The 18,191-nt window shown below is 69.4% G+C and carries 17 protein-coding genes; 10 read left to right on the top strand and 7 right to left on the bottom strand.

Annotated features, from left to right (window positions below):
- The first annotated feature begins 13 nt into the window (after positions 1 to 13).
- The 4 genes from AB0N22_RS03730 to AB0N22_RS03745 all read left to right on the top strand — a co-directional run bounded on the left by AB0N22_RS03730 (position 14) and on the right by AB0N22_RS03745 (position 2,166).
- Positions 14 to 355 carry a metalloregulator ArsR/SmtB family transcription factor gene (locus AB0N22_RS03730; RefSeq protein ID WP_364636257.1) on the top strand — a complete coding sequence of 114 codons (342 nt, stop codon included), beginning with the start codon at positions 14 to 16 and terminating at the stop codon, positions 353 to 355.
- Positions 356 to 366: 11 nt separating this feature from the next.
- Positions 367 to 996, top strand: a complete 630-nt coding sequence (locus tag AB0N22_RS03735; protein ID WP_364636260.1) for a dihydrofolate reductase family protein — start codon at positions 367 to 369, stop codon at positions 994 to 996.
- 10 nt (positions 997 to 1,006) lie between these two features.
- Entirely contained in the window at positions 1,007 to 1,480 is a 474-nt protein-coding gene (locus AB0N22_RS03740) for an SRPBCC domain-containing protein (protein WP_364636263.1), read from the top strand.
- Between the two features lie 296 nt (positions 1,481 to 1,776).
- Positions 1,777 to 2,166, top strand: coding sequence for an ACT domain-containing protein (locus tag AB0N22_RS03745; RefSeq protein ID WP_364636266.1), 390 nt, complete (start codon positions 1,777 to 1,779; stop codon positions 2,164 to 2,166).
- 89 nt (positions 2,167 to 2,255) lie between these two features.
- Here AB0N22_RS03745 and AB0N22_RS03750 read toward each other — a convergent pair whose 3' ends face one another.
- Complete coding sequence (locus tag AB0N22_RS03750; RefSeq protein ID WP_364636269.1) at positions 2,256 to 2,819, bottom strand: hypothetical protein; 564 nt, start codon at positions 2,817 to 2,819, stop codon at positions 2,256 to 2,258.
- A 152-nt stretch (positions 2,820 to 2,971) separates the two neighbouring features.
- Here AB0N22_RS03750 and AB0N22_RS03755 point away from each other — a divergent pair, with 152 nt between their 5' ends.
- Entirely contained in the window at positions 2,972 to 3,976 is a 1,005-nt protein-coding gene (locus AB0N22_RS03755) for a helix-turn-helix transcriptional regulator (RefSeq protein ID WP_364636272.1), read from the top strand.
- Positions 3,977 to 4,050: 74 nt separating this feature from the next.
- Here the strand turns inward: AB0N22_RS03755 and AB0N22_RS03760 are convergent, their stop codons facing one another.
- The 3 genes from AB0N22_RS03760 to xylB are packed head-to-tail and all read right to left on the bottom strand — an operon-like array spanning position 4,051 to position 7,815.
- On the bottom strand, positions 4,051 to 5,235 hold the full coding sequence (locus AB0N22_RS03760) for an ROK family transcriptional regulator (protein WP_364636275.1): 1,185 nt from the start codon (positions 5,233 to 5,235) through the stop codon (positions 4,051 to 4,053).
- Positions 5,232 to 6,398, bottom strand: coding sequence for a xylose isomerase (gene xylA / locus AB0N22_RS03765; RefSeq protein WP_364636278.1), 1,167 nt, complete (start codon positions 6,396 to 6,398; stop codon positions 5,232 to 5,234). The genes AB0N22_RS03760 and xylA overlap by 4 nt, the downstream gene beginning before the upstream one ends.
- A gap of 7 nt (positions 6,399 to 6,405) precedes the next feature.
- Positions 6,406 to 7,815, bottom strand: coding sequence for a xylulokinase (gene xylB / locus AB0N22_RS03770; RefSeq protein ID WP_364636281.1), 1,410 nt, complete (start codon positions 7,813 to 7,815; stop codon positions 6,406 to 6,408).
- Positions 7,816 to 7,949: 134 nt separating this feature from the next.
- Between xylB and AB0N22_RS03775 the strand changes: the two genes are divergently transcribed.
- The 4 genes from AB0N22_RS03775 (at position 7,950) to AB0N22_RS03790 (ending at position 12,287) form a co-directional block, all read left to right on the top strand.
- Positions 7,950 to 8,468 (top strand): flavin reductase, encoded by a 519-nt coding sequence (locus AB0N22_RS03775; RefSeq protein ID WP_364636284.1) that lies wholly within the window; start codon positions 7,950 to 7,952, stop codon positions 8,466 to 8,468.
- Between the two features lie 75 nt (positions 8,469 to 8,543).
- Complete coding sequence (gene dxs / locus AB0N22_RS03780; RefSeq protein ID WP_364636287.1) at positions 8,544 to 10,424, top strand: 1-deoxy-D-xylulose-5-phosphate synthase; 1,881 nt, start codon at positions 8,544 to 8,546, stop codon at positions 10,422 to 10,424.
- Positions 10,425 to 10,440: 16 nt separating this feature from the next.
- Positions 10,441 to 11,337 (top strand): PAC2 family protein, encoded by an 897-nt coding sequence (locus AB0N22_RS03785; RefSeq protein ID WP_364636290.1) that lies wholly within the window; start codon positions 10,441 to 10,443, stop codon positions 11,335 to 11,337.
- A gap of 77 nt (positions 11,338 to 11,414) precedes the next feature.
- Positions 11,415 to 12,287: an acyl-CoA thioesterase II gene (locus AB0N22_RS03790; protein WP_364636293.1), complete on the top strand. Its 873-nt coding sequence runs from the start codon at positions 11,415 to 11,417 to the stop codon at positions 12,285 to 12,287.
- A gap of 19 nt (positions 12,288 to 12,306) precedes the next feature.
- Here the strand turns inward: AB0N22_RS03790 and AB0N22_RS03795 are convergent, their stop codons facing one another.
- From AB0N22_RS03795 to AB0N22_RS03805, 3 genes are read right to left on the bottom strand one after another with little or no spacing between them, the layout of a single operon-like run.
- Positions 12,307 to 14,190: a CocE/NonD family hydrolase gene (locus AB0N22_RS03795; RefSeq protein WP_364636296.1), complete on the bottom strand. Its 1,884-nt coding sequence runs from the start codon at positions 14,188 to 14,190 to the stop codon at positions 12,307 to 12,309.
- 45 nt (positions 14,191 to 14,235) lie between these two features.
- On the bottom strand, positions 14,236 to 15,117 hold the full coding sequence (locus tag AB0N22_RS03800) for a MaoC/PaaZ C-terminal domain-containing protein (protein WP_364636299.1): 882 nt from the start codon (positions 15,115 to 15,117) through the stop codon (positions 14,236 to 14,238).
- Position 15,118: 1 nt separating this feature from the next.
- Entirely contained in the window at positions 15,119 to 16,468 is a 1,350-nt protein-coding gene (locus AB0N22_RS03805) for a 3-oxoacyl-ACP reductase (protein ID WP_364636302.1), read from the bottom strand.
- Between the two features lie 150 nt (positions 16,469 to 16,618).
- On the opposite strand from AB0N22_RS03805, the gene AB0N22_RS03810 reads away from it, so the two are divergent.
- Positions 16,619 to 18,055: an acetyl-CoA C-acetyltransferase gene (locus AB0N22_RS03810; RefSeq protein ID WP_364636304.1), complete on the top strand. Its 1,437-nt coding sequence runs from the start codon at positions 16,619 to 16,621 to the stop codon at positions 18,053 to 18,055.
- The last annotated feature ends 136 nt before the right edge of the window (positions 18,056 to 18,191 follow it).

Consider the following 18,191-nt stretch of genomic DNA (forward strand, 5'->3'; position numbering starts at 1 on the left):
AATAGTTAGGCGCGTGCCTAACTATCGCGATCGGCTCGATGTCGTGCTTCGCGCGCTCGCGGATCCGACCCGTCGGGCCATCGTGGAGCGGCTGGCCCAGTCCCCAGCGGTCGTCTCCGAGCTTGCTGCGCCGTTCTCCATGGCGCTGCCGTCGCTCATGCAGCACCTTCGGGTGCTGGAGGACGCCGAGGTGGTCAGCTCGCAGAAGCACGGACGAGTTCGCACCGTCAGCTTGCTGCCGGGAGCTCTCGACGTGCTGCACCTGTGGCTCGCAGAGCAACGCACGCCCGCAGAGCATCAGGCTGATCGGCTCGGCATCCATCTCACCCGCAGCTCACCGAAAGGCATTACATGACGCGCGTTCGCATGGACCTGTTTCTCTCCCTGGACGGGTACACGCCGGCCGATTCCTCGCCCGACGAGCCGATGGGTGCCGACTGGGGGCGTCTCACCGCCGCGTACGCGGCCACGCGAACGTTCCGCCGGAACGTCTTCGGCGACACCAGTGGTGAAGGCACGACTGGTGTCGACGAGCGACACGCCGCAGCCTTCTCGCAGGGAGTCGGCGCCGAGATCATGGGAGCCGCGATGTTCGGCCTGCACAGCTTTCCGGACGATCCGGAGTGGAAAGGCTGGTGGGGCGACACGCCGCCCCACGGCACGCCGGTCTACGTCCTCACCCACTCTGCGCCGCGTCCGCCGATCGCGATGAACGGTGGCACGACGTTCCACTTTCGCAGCGCACCGATCGAGGACGTGCTGGCCGAGGCGACCGAGGCCGCCGACGGGTTGGACGTACGGGTGGGCGGCGGGTACCGAACGGCGCGCGACTTCCTGCGTGCTGGGCTGGTCGATGACCTGCACCTCATGGTCGCGCCGATCTTCCTGGGTCGCGGGCACCGGGTCTGGGACGAGCTGACCGGCTTCGAGCTCACCCACGCAGTGACGGCCGAAGTGGCCGAGAGTGGCGAGATCCACGTCAGCCTGAATCGATAGGACGAACGTCATGACCATCGAGCGCCGTATCGCGCGAGCGGACTTCACACTGAGCCGTCACTATCCGGCTCCGATCGATCGCGTCTGGGACGCGTTCGCCGACGAGCAGCAGAAGCAGAGCTGGTGGGGTGGCGGTGACGCCGTGGAGCACCGCGACTGGATGTTCGACTTCCGGGTAGGAGGCCGCGACATCGACGAGGGCAGGTTCCACGATGGCCCGGTCACGCGGTACGAGGCGACGTACACCGACATCGTCGAGCACTCGCGCATCGTCACGACGTACGACATGTGGCTCGACGGGGTTCACATGTCGACCTCCATCGCCTCGCTCGAGTTCGACGCTGTCGACGGGGGCACCCGGTTCACGCACACCGAGCACGGCGTCTTCTTCGACCAGTTCTGGGCCGACGGGTCGAACCGGGAGCAGGGGAGCGCTGGCCTGCTCGAAGCCCTCGGTGCGTACCTGGCTCGACGCAAGGAGTGATCCCGATGGGTCGAACTCCTACGAATCCTCGGGATGTGTGTCAGGCTTGATACAAGACGTCTCTGATCACCAGGCATGCATGGCGCTTCACTGACGAGCGCCGTTGCGCGGGGGCGATCAGGTCAAGATGGCGGACTGATCGCCCCTTCTTCTTGCCCGTTCCTGCGCCCTGTTGTCTCTGACGTGTGCACCCGGGTTCTGCGGGTCGACTCACGCCCTCAGCTTCGTGGACGCCGGACGGGCACCGGCCCGGATCGCCGCAGCTGGCTGTCGAGGGCATGGGAGAGGATGTCCCCATGACCGAGCGCTCCGACCAGAACGCCGCGACCACGCGACAGGTCTTGCGGTGGCTCGATGACGACTACACCGTCTCCGACGGCGCGGCATCCGGCGAGGTGCTCTGGACGGTCGAGGCACCCGACGGGAGGACGGTCGTCGCCACGGCAGCCGAGACCGATCGAGAGACGTGGCGTGCGCTGTACGGCGACCAGACGTCCCACGAGCTCGATGCGCCCGGAATGCTCGCCGCGCTGCTGGTGCCGCTGGCGCAGATCGGGTGCCCGGTCTTCGTCGCCTCCACGCGGTCAGCCGACCTGGTGCTGGTCCCGGTGGCGCGTGTCCGTGATGCTGAGGAAGCGCTGCAACGGGCAGGCCACGAGGTTCTCGGGCCGCCTGCCGAGCGGTGAGCACCGCGGAGGATGCTCCATGAGACGTCGTCGGGCCGTCACCACGACGGTCGGCGTCGATCCATGGCGCGCCTCCCGACCGCTCGTCCTCAGTCCCGAACGACCTGGGTGAATGTTCCGAGTGCGAGCAGCATGATCACGGCATCGGCGACGGCGAGCCAGGAGATGTTGGCGACGTGGGCGATGGGAAACAGCACCGCTCCCACGACCAGGAGAGGTGCCCACCACGCCGGCGTACGACGACGAAGCGCGAACGCTGCGATCGCGAACGTCAACGGGAAGAAGAACCCGAGGGTCTTGAAGACGTTGGCCGGTCCATCTGCGTCGAAGAGATCGGTTCCGCCAAGGGCGATGTGCAGACTGTTCTGGCCGACGCCGGCGTTGCCGACGATCCCCAGGAGGGCGACCGTCAAGAGGACTGCTTGGGTGCGCCCACTGGTGACGAGCACCAGCTTAATGGCGGCGAGGCCGTACAGTGCGGCGGCCACGACGTGCATCGCGGCCGTCGGCCCGTCGTCCCACCCTCTGACGGCATAGCTGGAGTCCACCGCGATGTAGGCGAGCGGTGCGAGCAGGAGGGAGGCGTTGAGCAGCTTCTCGGTCGGCGCAGGGCTGAGTGCTGCCAGTGAGTCGGAGCGAGTCAGGTTGGTCATTGGTCTGCCTTTCAGATGTCGGTGCTGGAAGGCCAGCGTCCGACCTCGCCGCCGGTTCGCGCTCCGGGGAAATCCCTCCAGCTTCTCGCATCGCAGAGTTCAGGGTTATCCCTGTGCAGCAGAACCGAGACTTGCGCCACGATGGACTCGTGATGAGCGACGAGCCGCGGGCCGGGGATCTGCTGGTGCCGTTGCTGTTCCTCGGAGCTGTCGCGTCGATGGTCTCTGCCGGTCTGGCTCAAGGCTTCTGGTTGGCCAACATGCACAACGGGCTGCTGTCGATCGCGTTCGGTGGCGTGGCCGCCTGGACACTGCTGCTTCGGCCGAACCACCACGAGGCGCTGCTGTTCGGCGTCGTCGGGGTGCTGGAGGGAGTCCTCTACCTGGGGCGCCAGATCGCCCACCAGACCGACGGGGCGGAGAACACGTGGTGGGGATGGATCGGGGTCTGGCCGTTGGGGCTGATCCTGTCCGTCATCACGTGTGCCGTTCTCTGCTTCCCAGAAGGACGCTTCCTGACCCAGGGCTGGCGACGGCTGGGCATCGCGATCGTGGCCATCGGGCTCCTCTGCTCGATCCTGTCGGCCTTGTGGCCGGTGGAGTACGCAGCCGCCGGAATCGAGCTGCCGCATCCCTTCGCGATCGACGGGATCGACGCCGCAACGAAGGTCTGGGACCTCATGGCACATGCGGCGTACGCGGCGTTCCAGGTCGTGTGGGTCGTCGGTGTGGCAGCCCGGTGGCGCAAGGCGAACGGGATCCTGCGTGACCAGCTCGCTCTGCTCGGGGCTGCGGTCGCGATCACGACCATCGCCCTTCTGGTCGGCCTGGCCGTGTGGCAGTCGCCCCGTCTCGGGCTTCTCACGACACCGTTCGTCCCGGTGACGGCCGGCTGGATCATGATCCGGCTCAGTCTGAGCCGCGTCGTCGAGACGACCCGCGCTGCCGGAGGACTTGCTGGTCTGTCTCCTCGCGAGAACGACGTCCTCGACCTCATCGCGCAGGGCATGTCGAACAAGGCGATATCCGAGCACCTGCACCTCAGCATCAAGACCGTCGAGCCGGTCGTCAGCTCGATCTTCACCAAGCTGCAGCTCCCTGCAGACGCAACCATTAACCGCCGAGTTCTGGCCGTGCTGGCCCGCCTGGAGGAGTGACGGTGATCCGACGAACCAGCCGGTCTGCGAGGTGGCTTCGCGCGCACACGTCCGCACACCGGCGGAAGCCCTGACTACAGCGCCAAGGCGCCGGAGTAGACGTCGGCCAGCGCATCCTCCGCGGCACCCAGCGCGGCGGCGTGGATGCCCAGTGAGCTGAGGCGGATCTGTGGAAGGTGGATCGAGGCGGAGGGCAGCCGCTCGGCGAGGACCTGGCCGGCGGCCGGGACGATGTAGGCCCCGAGGGGGACGAAGTAGCCACCGAGCACGATCGCCGCAGGATCGAGGACGGCAGCGAGGGTCGCGAGCCCCTTGCCGACGTCGCGACCGAGGGCGGCGAGGGCGGCTCGGGTGATGGGGTCGCGGGTCGCCCGGTCGGCGACGGCGACCGCCGTCTGAAGAGGAGTGCTCTCCTCGTCGACCCCGACGGCGTGCAGCATCGCGCGCAGCCCGACGGAGGCCTCCCAGCAGCCCAGCCGGCCACAGCCGCACACGCGCTGCGGGTCGCCGATCGGCATGTGGCCGACCTCGCCGGCGAATCCCGCGCCGCCGCGCAGGAGCTGGCCGTCCTGCACGATGCCGGCGCCGATGCCGATCGTGCCGGTGATGTAGAGCGAGTGCGAGACGTCGGTCGTCACGCCGTGCGCGGACTCGGCCAGAGCAGCGCAGTTGGCGTCGTTGTCGATCGTCGTGGGGCAGTCGTCGCCGAACGCCGCTTCGAGCTCGGCCGCGAGCTGCCTGCGGTCCCACTCCAGGTTGGGCGCCCATGAGACGGTGCGGTTGTCGTGGGCGACGAGGCCCGGTACGGCGACGGTCGCGCCGACGACGGTGTGCCCGTCGCGCATGAGCGTGGCGCGGACCTCGGTCGCCATGGCGATGAGCTCCTGCGTGCTCAACGGCGTGCCGGGCGTGAGCACCGGACGCGTCTCGAGCACCCGTACCTTGCCTGCGAGGTCGAGCGCGACCGCGGCGACGTAGTCGACGTTGACCTCGAGCCCGAGCCCGATGATGGACTCACCGGTCAGCTTGACCGGCCGACCGGGCCGCCCGCGGCCGGACGGGACGGAGTCGTCCTCGGTCACGGCGCGGGCAGCCTCGAGCTCGGACACGATCGTCCCGACCGTCGCCTTCGCCAGTCCGGTGCGTCGGGCCAGCTCCGTACGTGTGGCTGGTCCGCGGGATCGCAGGGAACGGAGCACGAGGCCGGTGTTCTGCCGGCGTACGAACTCCGTCCCTGTCGGGACCCCATGCAGGGTCACCCGCCGCGCACCCCGTACAGGTACTCCAGCGCGAGCTGGTCGAGGTGCTCGAACCCGGCGCCGCGGGCAGCGAGCTCGTCGGGATCGGCGAGCTGGGCGGCCTCCAGGTCGGCCCATCCCTCGCCCTCGGACAGCGTCGGTTGGGCGAGCTCCGGCAGCTTGGCAGCCTCCAGGGCGGCCTGCACCTCCGGGTCGGCGCGGAACGCAAGGGCCTTCTCCCGCAGGACCAGGTAGTTGGTCATGCAACCCTTCGCCGAGGCCCAGACCCCTTCGTCGTCCTCGGTGCGAGGCGTCTTGAAGTCGAAGTGCACCGGTCCGTCGTAGCCGCCGGCCAGGAGCGTGTCGACGACCCAGAACGCACCGCGTACGTTGCCGGCACCGAAGCGGAAGTCCTGGTCGTAACGGGGACCGGTCTGGCCGTTGAGATCGATGTGGAACAGCTTGCCCTGCCACATCGCCTGCGCATAGCCGTGCGCGGCATTGAGGCCGGCCATCTCCTCGTGCCCGATCTCGGGGTTGACGCCGACGTTCTCGGAGCGATCGAGCGTCTCGATGAACGCCAGTGCGTGACCGATCGTCGGCAGCAGGATGTCACCGCGGGGCTCGTTGGGCTTGGGCTCGATCGCGAACTTGATGTCGTAGCCCTTGTCGTGCACGAACTCACCGAGCACGTTGAACGCCTCGCGGTAGCGGTCGAGCGCCGCCTGCACATCCTTGGCAGCGCCGGACTCCGCACCCTCGCGGCCGCCCCAGGCGACGTACACCTTGGCGCCGAGCTCGGCCGCCAGGTCGATGTTGCGCATGACCTTGCGGATCGCGAAGCGTCGGACCTCGCGGTCGTTGGAGGTGAAGCCGCCGTCCTTGAACACGGGGTGGGTGAACAGGTTGGTCGTGGCTGTCGTGACGACCAGGCCGGTGTCGGCGAGGCCCTTCTTCCAGCGCTCGATGATCTGGCTGCGCTTCGCGTCGTCGGAGCCGAACGGGATCAGGTCGTCGTCGTGGAAGTTGACGCCGTACGCGCCGAGGTTCGCGAGCTTCTCGAGCGCGTAGACGGGGTCCATCTCGGGGCGGGTCGGCTCGCCGAACGGGTCGCGACCGGGGTAGGCGACGGTCCACAGGCCGAAGGAGAACTTGTCGGACGGTGACGGGGTCGGAATGCTCATGTAAGCCCTATTTCTGTGACGGGGTGGTGGAGGTGGACCACGGGATGGTGCGGTCGCGCAGGCGTGCGTAGGCCTCACGCACGAGAGGGGTCGGTGCTGCTTCGTAGGTCTCGGAGCGGGCCGAGTCCCAGGTCGGAGGTCCTGAGGTGCCGCCAAGTGCCCAGGCCGCCTGACGGGCGGCGCCGAGGGCGACGTACTCACCCGGAGCCGGCACGGTGACCGGCATCCCGAAGATCGCCGGAGCGATGGCGTGCACGGCCGGGTTGGCGGCTGCTCCGCCGACCATCAGGATGCGGCGTGGCGTGACGCCCGTCTTGGCCGCGAGATGGTCGACGCCGTCGGACAGAGAGCAGAGCAGTGCCTCGAAGGCGGCCCGGGCGAGGTCCTCGCGGGTGGTCGACGAGGTGAGGCCGCTCCACGTGCCGTTGGCCTCGGGCAGGTTGGGCGTACGTTCGCCGTCGTAGTACGGGACGATCGTCAGGCCGTGGGCACCCGGGGGAGCGGCGAGGGCCAGTCGGCCCAGCTCGCCGTGGTCGACGCCGAGCAGCCTGGCCTGAAGGTCGAGGATGCGGGCGGCGTTCATCGTCGTGGCCATCGGCAGGAAGCGGCCGGTCGCGTCGGCGAAGCCGGTGACCGACCCGGTGCCGTCGGCGATGCGGGACTCGCTGATCGCGGAGGCAACGCCGGACGTACCGATCGACACGACGACGTCGCCGGGCCCGAGGTCGAGGGCCAGGGCGGCCGCCATGTTGTCGCCGGTGCCGGCGCCGACGACGAGGCCGCTCGCGGTCCGGGCTGCGGCCTCGGACGAGGCCACGATGCGGGGGAGCTCGACCGAGTGACCGATGGCGGCCTCGGCGAGGTCCGGCAGCCAGTCGTCCTCGCCCGTGGAGAAGTAGCCCGTGCCGGAGGCGTCGCCGCGATCCGTGAACGGCTCGCCACCGGCGACGTGCCGCGAGACGTAGTCATGGGGGAGGAGCACCCGACGCGTGCGCCCGGCGGCGTCCGGCTCGTGGTCGCGGAGCCAGCGGAGCTTGGTCGACGTGAACGAGGCGACGAGGACGCTGCCGATCGTCTCCGCACAGGCGTCGGGCCCACCCATCTCGTCGATCAGGTCACGCGCCTCGGCGCTGGAGCGGGTGTCGTTCCAGAGGATGGCGTCGTGCACAGGCTCGTCGGAGTCGTCGAGGGCGACCATCCCGTGCTGCTGCCCGCCCACGGCAACGGCGCTGGCCCGGTCGACCAGTCCGTCGGTGGCCTGGTCGAAGGCGTCCAGCCAGGCCCGGGGATCGACCGCCGTCCCGTCAGGGTGGCGGGCGGATTGCTGCGCGACGACCTCGCCGGTCGAGGCGTCCACGAGGAGCGCCTTGGTCGACTGGGTGGACGAGTCGACGCCCAGTACGAGGTCCGATGCCATGACACAGGTTTAATACGAGACTTGAATTAAGTCAAGCACCGCTCGGCTCGGCCTCGGCGATGGCCGGGCGTAGTCGACGTGTGGACCCAGGCCGGTGGGCCGTCCGGTCCACCCCACGCCCGTACGCTGGACGCGTGACGATCCACTCGGACCATCCCTTCGTGCCGCCAGAGGGCGAGCGCGACCAGCTGCGACGCGTGCGCGGTCGGATGCCGGCACCCGTGACGGTGTGGACCGCAGGCCAGGGCGCGGCACGGACCGGACTCACGGTGTCGTCGCTGCTGCTGGCCGCGGGGGAGCCGGACCGGGTGCTGGGACTGATCGACCCGGACTCCGACTTCTGGGAGTCCGAGCCGGCGACCTGGACCGTCAACGTGCTGGGCGCGGAGCACCGGTTCCTCGCCGACGCCTTCGCCGGCGCGGCCCCGGCGCCGGGCGGCCCGTTCACCCTCGGCGACTGGACCGACAGCCGGTGGGGCCCGGTGCTGGCCGGCACGGCAGGCTGGATCGGGGTACGGCTCGACCGGTTCGAACCGCGGCAGGTCGGCTGGGGGCTGCTCGTCGAGGGCATCGTCGAGTCGGTCACTGTGGGTGACGTGGACGCGCTGGTGCACCTGCGCGGTCGCTACCGTGACCTCGGCCACGGCGACTGACCCGCCCACGGCTCGGCGTGTCTGGCTCGCGCCGATAGACTGACCCCTATGGCTGACGACGGGGAGGAGACACCGATGAGCGTTCTCGCGAACCTGACCGGGCCGTCCGACCTGCGCGGCATGAGCGACGACGAGCTGGCCGAGCTCGCGTTGGAGATCAGGGAGCTCCTGATCACGTCGGTCGCCTCCAACGGCGGCCACCTCGGCCCCAACCTCGGCGTCGTCGAGCTCGGCATGGCGATCCATCGGGTGTTCGACTCCCCGCGAGACCGGGTCGTGTGGGACACCGGCCACCAGGCGTACGTACACAAGATGCTGACCGGCCGCGCCGGGCAGTTCGCGACCCTGCGCAAGGAGGGCGGGCTGTCGGGCTATCCCAGCCGGGCGGAGTCCGAGCACGACTGGGTCGAGAACTCGCACGCGTCGACGAGCCTGTCCTACGCCGACGGCATGGCCAAGGCCAACCTGCTGCTGGGCAAGGACGACCACGTCGTCGCGGTCATCGGTGACGGCGCGCTCACCGGCGGGATGGCCTGGGAGGCGCTCAACAACATCGCGGCCGACAACGACCGTCGGCTCGTCGTGATCGTCAACGACAACGGCCGCTCCTACACGCCGACCGTCGGCGGACTCGCCAACCGGCTCACCGAGATCCGCACCAACCCGAGGTACGAACCCGCGTTGGGTGCGATCAAGGAGCGGCTCAACCGCGCGCGCGTCGTGGGCCCCGCGGCGTACGAGGCCCTGCATGCGATCAAGAAGGGCGTCAAGGACGCCTTGGCGCCGCAGGGGATGTTCGAGGACCTCGGGCTCAAGTACATCGGCCCCGTGGACGGCCATGACCGGCCCGCCGTCGAGCGCGCCCTGACGCAGGCCAAGAAGTTCGGTGGGCCCGTGCTGGTCCACGTGCTGACGACCAAGGGCCAGGGCTACGACATCGCGGTGGCCAACGAGAACGACCAGATGCACCAGGCCAACCCGTTCGACCGGGCCACCGGCGAGGCGGTCAACGTCGCGCCGGCCGGCTGGACGTCGGTGTTCCGCGACGAGATCGTCCGCATCGCCGACGAGCGGTCCGACATCGTGGCGATCACCGCGGCGATGCTCTACCCCGTGGGCCTCGACGCGTTCGCCGACAAGTTCCCCGACCGCGTGTTCGACGTCGGCATCGCCGAGCAGCACGCCGTGACGAGTGCCGCGGGCCTCGCGATGGGCGGCCTGCACCCCGTGGTCGCGGTCTACGCGACGTTCATCAACCGGGCGTTCGACCAGGTGCTGCTCGACGTGGCCCTGCACCAGTGCGGCGTCACGTTCGTCCTCGATCGGGCCGGCGTCACCGGCGACGACGGGGCGAGCCACAACGGCATGTGGGACATGTCGCTGCTGCAGATCGTGCCCGGATTGCGCCTCGCCGCACCCCGAGACGGCTCCCAGCTGCGCGAGCTGCTGCGTGAGGCCGTGGAGGTCGACGACGCGCCCACCGTCATCCGGTTCGCCAAGGGCGGTGTGTGCGAGGACCTCCCGGCGATCGAGCGGATCGCGACGACTGACGTGCTCTCGCGCGACGAGGCCAAGGACGTCCTGGTCGTCGCGATCGGAGCGTTCGGCCACCTGGGTGCCGACGCCGCCGAGATCGTCCGCGCTGCCGGTCACGGCGTGACCGTCGTGGATCCTCGCTGGGTCAAGCCGATCGACCCGGCGCTGGTCGAGCTGGCCGCAGGCTACGACCTGGTCGTCACGCTCGAGGACAACGGCCGCCACGGCGGCATCGGCGCTGCCTTCACCCAAGCCGTGCGCGATGCCGGCTCCGACGTGCCGATCCGCGTGCGAGGCGTCGAGCAGGAGTTCCTCGACCACGCCAAGCGCGACGTGATCCTCGAGCGGCTCGGCCTCACTCCGCAAGCCGTCGCCGACGACATCCTCGCCACGGTGACGAGGAATAGCGCGCAGGGATGAGTGGTTGACCATGGCGATGAAATGGCTACCGCGACGCACCGATGACGACGCCCCTCGCGAGGGCAGAGGTCCGATCCTGATCCACGCCCTGGACGGGTTCCTCGGCGCGGGCTCCGCGGCGCGCCTGGCCGCCGACCAGCTCCGCTCGGGGCGCGGTGAGCTGATCCACGAGTTCGACGTCGACGCGATGTTCGACTACCGCGCCCGGCGCCCGATGATCGCGTTCCGTGAGGACCACTACGCGGAGTACGACGACCCCAAGCTCCAGATCCTCCTCGAGCACGACGACAACGGCATGCCCTACTTCCTGATGGCCGGCCCCGAGCCGGACTTCCACTGGGAGCGGTTCATCAGCGAGGTCCACGACGTCATCCAGGAGCACGACATCCCCCTGACGCTCGGCATCGGTGCCGTGCCGATGGGCGTCCCGCACACGCGTCCGCCGATGATCACCGCTCACGGGACCCGTCCTGACCTGGTCGACCGCCAGAACCTCTGGTCGGCGCAGGTCATGGTGCCGTCGTCGGCGCAGTCGCTGCTGGAATACCGCCTCGGGCAGTGGGGCCACGACGCCGCCGGCTACGTCGTGCACGTGCCGCACTACCTCGCGCAGATCGACTACCCGACCGCCTCGCTCGCACTGATCGACGCGCTGGTCGACCGCACCGGCCTCAGCATCGACGTCGACTCGCTCAAGGCCCGCCAGGAGGCGGCGCTCGCCGAGATCGAGCAGCAGATCGAGGAGCAGGGCGGGCAGAGCCTGCTCGGCGGCCTCGAGGAGCAGTACGACGCGTTCACCCGCGGAGCGGCCCAGTCGCTGCTCGCCAGCGACGAGGACCTCCCCAGCGGAGACGAGCTGGCCGACCAGTTCGAGCAGTTCCTGGCGCGGCAGCGCAAGAACGACCAGGGCTAGCCACCGACATCTCCTCGGCCTCGCGAAGCGCGTGCCCGCAGTCGTACGCGCTGTCGGCTCGTCGCTAGGATCGGGGGGTGCCTGCATCCCTTGACGACGTCGTCGGCCTCCTCGATCTCGAGCAGCTGGAGGTGGGTCTCTACCGGGGTTCCCAGCCCGCCGAGTCGGAACTGCCCCGCGTGTTCGGTGGCCAGGTCGCGGCGCAGGCGCTGATGGCGGCGCAGCTGACCGTGCCCGACGAGCGCCATGTGCACTCGCTGCACCTCTACTTCATCCTCGGCGGCGACCCGAGCATCCCGATCGTGTACGACGTCGAGAACGTGCGCGACGGCGGCTCGTTCACGACGCGGCGCGTGGCCGCCCGCCAGCATGGCGAGATCATCTTCTACATGACCGCCTCGTTCCAGGTCGTCGAGGACGGCTGGGACCACCACGACGCGATGCCCGACGTGCCCACGCCGGACGAGGCCATCCCGCTGAGTGACGTGATGGGCGGACACGGCTCGGAGGCCGCTGACTTCTGGAACCGCGAGTGGTCGTCGTTCGACATGCGCTACATCGGCGACAACCGGGACGAGGACGACCCGCAGCGCCAGCTCGTGCCCGTCGTGCAGCGGCTGTGGTTCCGCGCCGACGGCACGCTGCCGAAGTCGCAGATCGTCCACAACGCGGCCTTCGCCTACATCAGCGACCTCAGCCTGCTCGGTGCGAGCCTGGTGCCGCACGGCACCTTCATCGGTGCGCCCGACGTCCAGGCGGCATCGCTGGACCACGTCATCTGGTTCCACCGGCCGATCGTCGCCGACCAGTGGCTCCTGTACGACCAGACGTCACCGTCGGCGTCCGGCGCCCGTGGCCTCAGCACGGCTCGCGTGTTCACCGAGGACGGCACGCTCGTCGCCACGGTCGCCCAGGAGGGCCTGATCCGACGGGTCACCCCGCGCTCCTGACCCCCGCCGGCGCAGGTCGCTACGGCACCGTGGGGAGGGCGCCGACGCTCGGGAAGTTGATGGTCGACGGGTACGCCGGCGAGTTGTGCAGCTTGACGACCGTCAGCGTGCCGAGCAGGTCGGGCAGCGTCGGCAGCAGGTGCGGGACGTCGAACGTCTGCACCGCGATGCGGAGCTTGTGACCCGGCAGGATCTTCGCGCGGGTCGGGAAGATCTCGACGTCGATGGGTGCGACCTCACCGCTCGCCAGCTTCTTCTGCGCCGTCTGGGTGAAGGGATGGAACGGCTGGACCAGCACCCCGTCGAGGTAGCGCGACTTCGTGGTGTCCAGCGCCCGGTGCGAGATGACCTGCCAGCCGCCCGTCAGCCGCTTGACCGTGCCGTCGGGGGCCTCGTCCTCGAGCGCGACCGACAGCATGCCGTCGCCGCCGAGGCTGGAGGCGTACAGGTGCGCGTTGATCGGCCCCTGGATCGTGACGGCCTTGGTCAACGGCTTGGTTGAGAAGACCGCGCCGGTCTTGTCGTTGAGCGCGTTGTCGTTGAAGCACGGCAGGTCGGCGAGGATCACGTTGGGCAGGCCCGCGGTCCACTGGTTGGCCGAGCGCGTGCAGAGACCCGCGACCGGGATCGGGTAGAGGTCTGACGTGCCCGCTGTCGCGGTGCCGGAGGTCAGCCCGCCGGGGGCGCCCAGCGGTGCCGACGTGCCGGAGAGCTTGAGCTTGGCCCCGGTCAGCTCGGGACCGATCCACTTCGTGCTCTTGGCCCACGAGCCGGTGCCCTGCTCGTAGTAGGTCAGGTTGGCGATGTCGGTGTGCAGGGTAGGGTCGCTGATGCCCTTGAGGTAGCGGTCGAACCAGCGCAGCTGCAGCTGCTGGAGCGATCCGTAGCCGGCTTTGCCGACCTCCGCGCCACTCGACGCCTGCAGGTGGTCCCACGGCCCCACGATCATCTTGGTCGGCACGCCACGCTTGTTGAGGTTCTCGAACAGCAGGGGAGTGCCGCGCTGGAACAGGTCGTACTCGCCGGAGACGAAGAAGGCCGGCACCTTGACCTTGTCGATCACGTTGATGACCGAGCGCTCCTTGTAGAACGCTCCGTCGTACGCGGGCTCGCCGCCCAGGACCGCGCTGAGCAGCAGCGGTGCCGTGAACGTCCCGGCACCGGTCAGGTGGTCGAGCAGCTGCTTGAGCCCCGACTGCGGGTTCGTGGCCAGCACGGCCGGCGGGATCAGGCCGGTCGTGGTGACGAGCCCGAGCCACAGGGGGATGAAGCCGACGTCGAGCTGGCCGCCGGAGGCGACGACGTCACGGTAGACGTCGGCGCCCGGCACCTGCGGGAAGATCGCCTTGAGCCCGGGCGGTTGCGCGGCGGCCGCCCACAGCTGGCTGATGCCCATGTAGGAGGGACCCGTCATGCCGGTGACCCCGTTGCTCCAGGGTCGCGCCGACGAGTGCGCCCAGGTCATGATCTCGCCGCCGTCCTTGTTCTCCCGCGCGTCGAAGGCCCTCCAGATGCCTTCGGAGCTGCCGGTGCCGCGGGCGTCGACCGTGAGCTGCACGTAGCCGCGCTTCACGAGGTAGGACGGGTCGCCGCCGAGCAGCCCGCCGGAGGAGGCGGTGACGGTCTTGTTGTACGCCGTGATGGTCACGAGGACCGGGAACCGCTTGTCGATCGCCTTGCCGTCGGCATCGGCCGGACGGACGACGTCGCCGCGCAGGATCGTGCCGTCGGACATCGGGATCGCGACGTCCTTCTCGGTCACCGTCTTGGCGTACTGCTCACCACGCGGCTTCCACGTCGACGTCGCTGCCGAGGCCGTGGTCAGGGAGAGCGAGCTGCCGACCAGGGCGAGCGTGAGCCCGATCGTTGCGAGCAGTGACGTGATGGCGTGGCGAGTACGCACGAGGGCCCTCCGGGGTCAGTGAGTGCTCGACAGCGTAACTCAGAGTTACGACTTTGTCGTGACCCTGCCGACGAGGTGCGTCACAGGCTTCTTGGCACCCTTGACGCCGAACAGGATCTCCGTCTCGTACGCCTGCGACCCGAACACGACGGTGCCCGGCAGCAGGATCGGCTTGCGGAACTCGACGTCCACCGTGAACGCGTCGGGCAGCTTGTTCTGGACCGCCGACAGGCTGCGGGCCAGGGTCCACATGCCGTGCGCGATGTTGGTGGGGAAGCCGAATGCCTTGGCCGTCAGCGGATAGAGGTGGATCGGGTTGCGGTCGCCTGAGACCGAGCCGTAGCGACGGCCGAGGTCGCCGGACAGCTTCCAGTGCACGACGCCCGAGGGTGCCTCGATGCCGGTGAGCGGGGCGGGCGAGGACTCGGCGGAGCCGCCCTTGTGGCGGGAGAACAGCGTCGTGACCTCGTCCCACACCAGCTCGCCGTCGATCGTGACCTCGGTGATGATGTCGACGAGGGAGCCCTTGGGGTGCGGTCGCAGGTCGGCGGCGCGCACGGCGACGTCGAACGTCTCCGCCACCCCGATCGGGCGGTGCTGCGTGATGGTGTTGCGCAGGTGCACCAGGCCCATCGGGGCGAACGGGAACGCCGTGTCGGTCATGAGCGCCATGTGCAGCCCGAAGGCCGCCATGTGCGGATAGGGCGCCGGCAGGTGGTCGCCCCGGGGGAACCCGCAGACCTCGCTGTAGGTCTCGAGGTGCGCGCGGTCGGTCGCGACACCCGTGCGCTCGAGCACGATGTCGGGCACCGAGCCCTTGGCGTGCTTGATGCCCGGCAGCCCACCGATGACGGGGAGAGCCGGCAGGACGGCCTTGAGCATCAACGGCGCGGTCGAGGGCGCCTTGTCGAACGTACGGGTGACCACGTCAGGCTCCGATCAGGGCCTGGCCGCACACGCGCACGACGTTGCCGGAGATCGCGGACGAGCCGGGGTTGGCGTACCAGGCGATGGCCTCGGCGACGTCGATCGGCTGACCGCCCTGCGACAGCGAGCTGAGCCGGCGACCGGCCTCGCGGATGCCGAGCGGCATGGTCTTGACCATGTCGGTCTCGATGAAGCCCGGGGCGATCGCGTTGACCGTGATGCCGTCCTTGGCGACGCGCTGCGACAGGTCGTCGACGAAGCCGATGACCCCGGCCTTGGCGGTGCCGTAGCTCGTCTGGCCGTTGTTGCCCGCGATGCCGGCGATCGACGAGATCCCGATGACGCGACCACCGGGGCGGAGCAGCTTCTGCTTCAGCAGCTCCGCGGTGATGCGCTGCGGGGCGCCGACGCTGATGTCGATCACGAGGTTCCAGTTCTCGGTCTTCATGTTCTTGAGCCGCTTGTCGCGGGTGATGCCGGCGTTGTGCACCACGATGTCGACCCCGCCGTGCGCCTTCTTGAGGGCGGACGCGATGACCTTGGGCGCGTCCGGCGACGTGATGTCCTCGGCGATCGCGGTGCCGCCGAGCTCGGCCATCACGGCCTCCAGCTCGCTCGACAGCTGCGGGACGTCGAGACCCACGATGTCGGCGCCGTCGCGGTGGAGCGTGCGGGCCATGGCCTCGCCGAGACCTCGCGATGCGCCGGTGATGAAGGCGACCTTGCCGGCGAGCGGCTTGGCCGGGTCGGCGACGGGATCGGGCTCGACGAGCTCGGTGAGACCGAGGCGGATGACCTGGCCGTCGACGAACGCCGACTTGGGGGACAGCAGGAACTCGAGCGTCGAACCGAGCGCGTCCTCCGCGCCGGCACCGACGTACACGAGGTTGGCCGTGCTGCCGTTGCCACCGATCTCCTTGCCGGCCGAGCGTACGAAGCCCTCGAGGGCGCGCTGCGCGATCGCCGCGGTCTCGGACCCGGCCTGCTCCGGCAGCGTGCCGATCACGACGAACCTGCCGGAGCGGGCGAGGCTGCGCAGGGCCGGGGTGAAGAACTGCTGCATCTCGGCGAGGCCGGCGGTGTCGCTGATGCCGGTGGCGTCGAACACCAGGCCCTTGTACGTCTTGCTGTCGGCGCGCACGCCCACGGAGCTGATGCCGCTCGACTTGAGCGTCGCGGCCAGCTTCTTGCCCAGACGGCTGCCGCCGGCGGCGCCGATCAGGACGGTGCCCTTGACGAGCGGGTCGCCTTCGGACCAGCGCTCGAGGACCGGAGGGTTGGGCAGACCCAGGTTCTTGATGATGAACTTGCCGATGGGGTTGTGAGCGAGGGACTGATAGCGGTCTGCCATGACTTGGGTGTGTCCTATCTCTCGGATACCATTGGTATCTGGAATGCTCCTGAAACTGTAGCCTCATGATTCAGCGCCAGTCCACCGGTGTGGATGCGGTGCTCATCACGTTCAGGACCACCATCGTTCACGAAGATCGAGGAGACCGCCATGGCGGACACGACCCCGGCCAAGAAGGCCCCCGCGAAGAAGGCTCCGGCCAAGAAGACCACCCCCGCCAAGGCCCCGGCCCAGAAGGCTCCCGCCGCGAAGTCCGCCGCCACGAAGGCCGCCGAGACCGCGTCCAGCGTCGCGTCGGCTGCGGCCGGCGCCCAGACGGTCCGCCGTGTCGCCGTGATCGGCGGCAACCGCATCCCGTTCGCACGCTCCAACACCGTCTACACCAACGCCTCCAACCAGGACATGCTCACGGCAGCCGTCGACGGGCTCGTCGATCGCTACGGTCTGGCCGGGGAGCGCGTCGGTGAGTTCGCCGCCGGCGCCGTCCTCAAGCACAGTCGCGACTTCAACCTCGCCCGCGAGACGGTGCTGGGCTCCAAGCTGTCGCCCGACACCCCGGCGTACGACGTGCAGCAGGCCTGCGACACCGGCATCCAGGCGGCCGTGCTCGTCGCCAACAAGATCGCGCTCGGCAAGATCGAGTCCGGCATCGCCGGCGGCGCCGACACCACGTCCGACGCCCCGCTGGCCGTCGGCGACAAGCTCCGCAAGATCCTGCTCGAGGCCAACCGGGCCAAGGACAACAAGGGGCGCCTCGCCGCGCTCGCCAAGATCCGCCCGGCCTACCTCGCGCCCGACCAGCCGCGCAACTCCGAGCCCCGCACCGGGCTGTCGATGGGTGACAGCCAGGCCATCACGACCAAGGAGTGGGGCATCACCCGCGAGGCCCAGGACGAGCTCGCCGTCGCGTCGCACCACAACCTCGCGAAGTCGTACGACGAAGGCTGGCAGGACGACCTGATGACCCCGTTCCTCGGCGTCACCAAGGACAACAACCTGCGCCCCGACTCCTCGCTGGAGAAGCTCGCCAAGCTCAAGCCGGTGTTCGGCAAGGGCGAGGGAGCCACCATGACGGCGGCCAACTCGACGCCCCTGTCCGACGGTGCGTCGGCCGTGCTCCTGGCCTCGGAGGACGAGGCCGCCAAGCACGGCTGGACCCCGCAGGCGTACTTCGTCGACTACGAGACCGCGGCCGTCGACTACGTGTCGGGCGCCGAGGGCCTGCTGATGGCGCCGGTCTACGCCGTGCCGCGCATGCTGGCTCGTCAGGGCCTGGCCCTGCAGGACTTCGACTTCTACGAGATCCACGAGGCGTTCGCCAGCCAGGTGCTGACGACGCTCGCGGCCTGGGAGGACCCGATCTTCTGCAAGGAGAAGCTCGGCCTCGACGCGCCCCTGGGCTCGATCGACCGCAGCAAGCTCAACGTCAAGGGCTCGTCGCTCGCCACGGCGCACCCGTTCGCCGCGACCGGTGGGCGCATCGTCGCCAACCTGGCGAAGCTGCTCCACGAGAAGGGCTCGGGCCGCGGCCTGATCTCCATCTGTGCCGCCGGCGGCCAGGGAGTCGTCGCGATCCTCGAGGCGTGACACCGCTCCACCCGTAGGACCGATCTCCCTGCGCTCGCGTCGTCTCCACGACGCGAACGCAGGGAGATCCGTCGTTCCGGGCCGTCCCTTGACCCGTGCCGGGCTCCTGAGGACGATGGGGCCAGACCCGAGGAGC

The sequence above is a fragment of the Aeromicrobium sp. NPDC092404 genome (assembly GCF_040684095.1).
In the GTDB taxonomy this organism is placed as follows: domain Bacteria; phylum Actinomycetota; class Actinomycetes; order Propionibacteriales; family Nocardioidaceae; genus Aeromicrobium.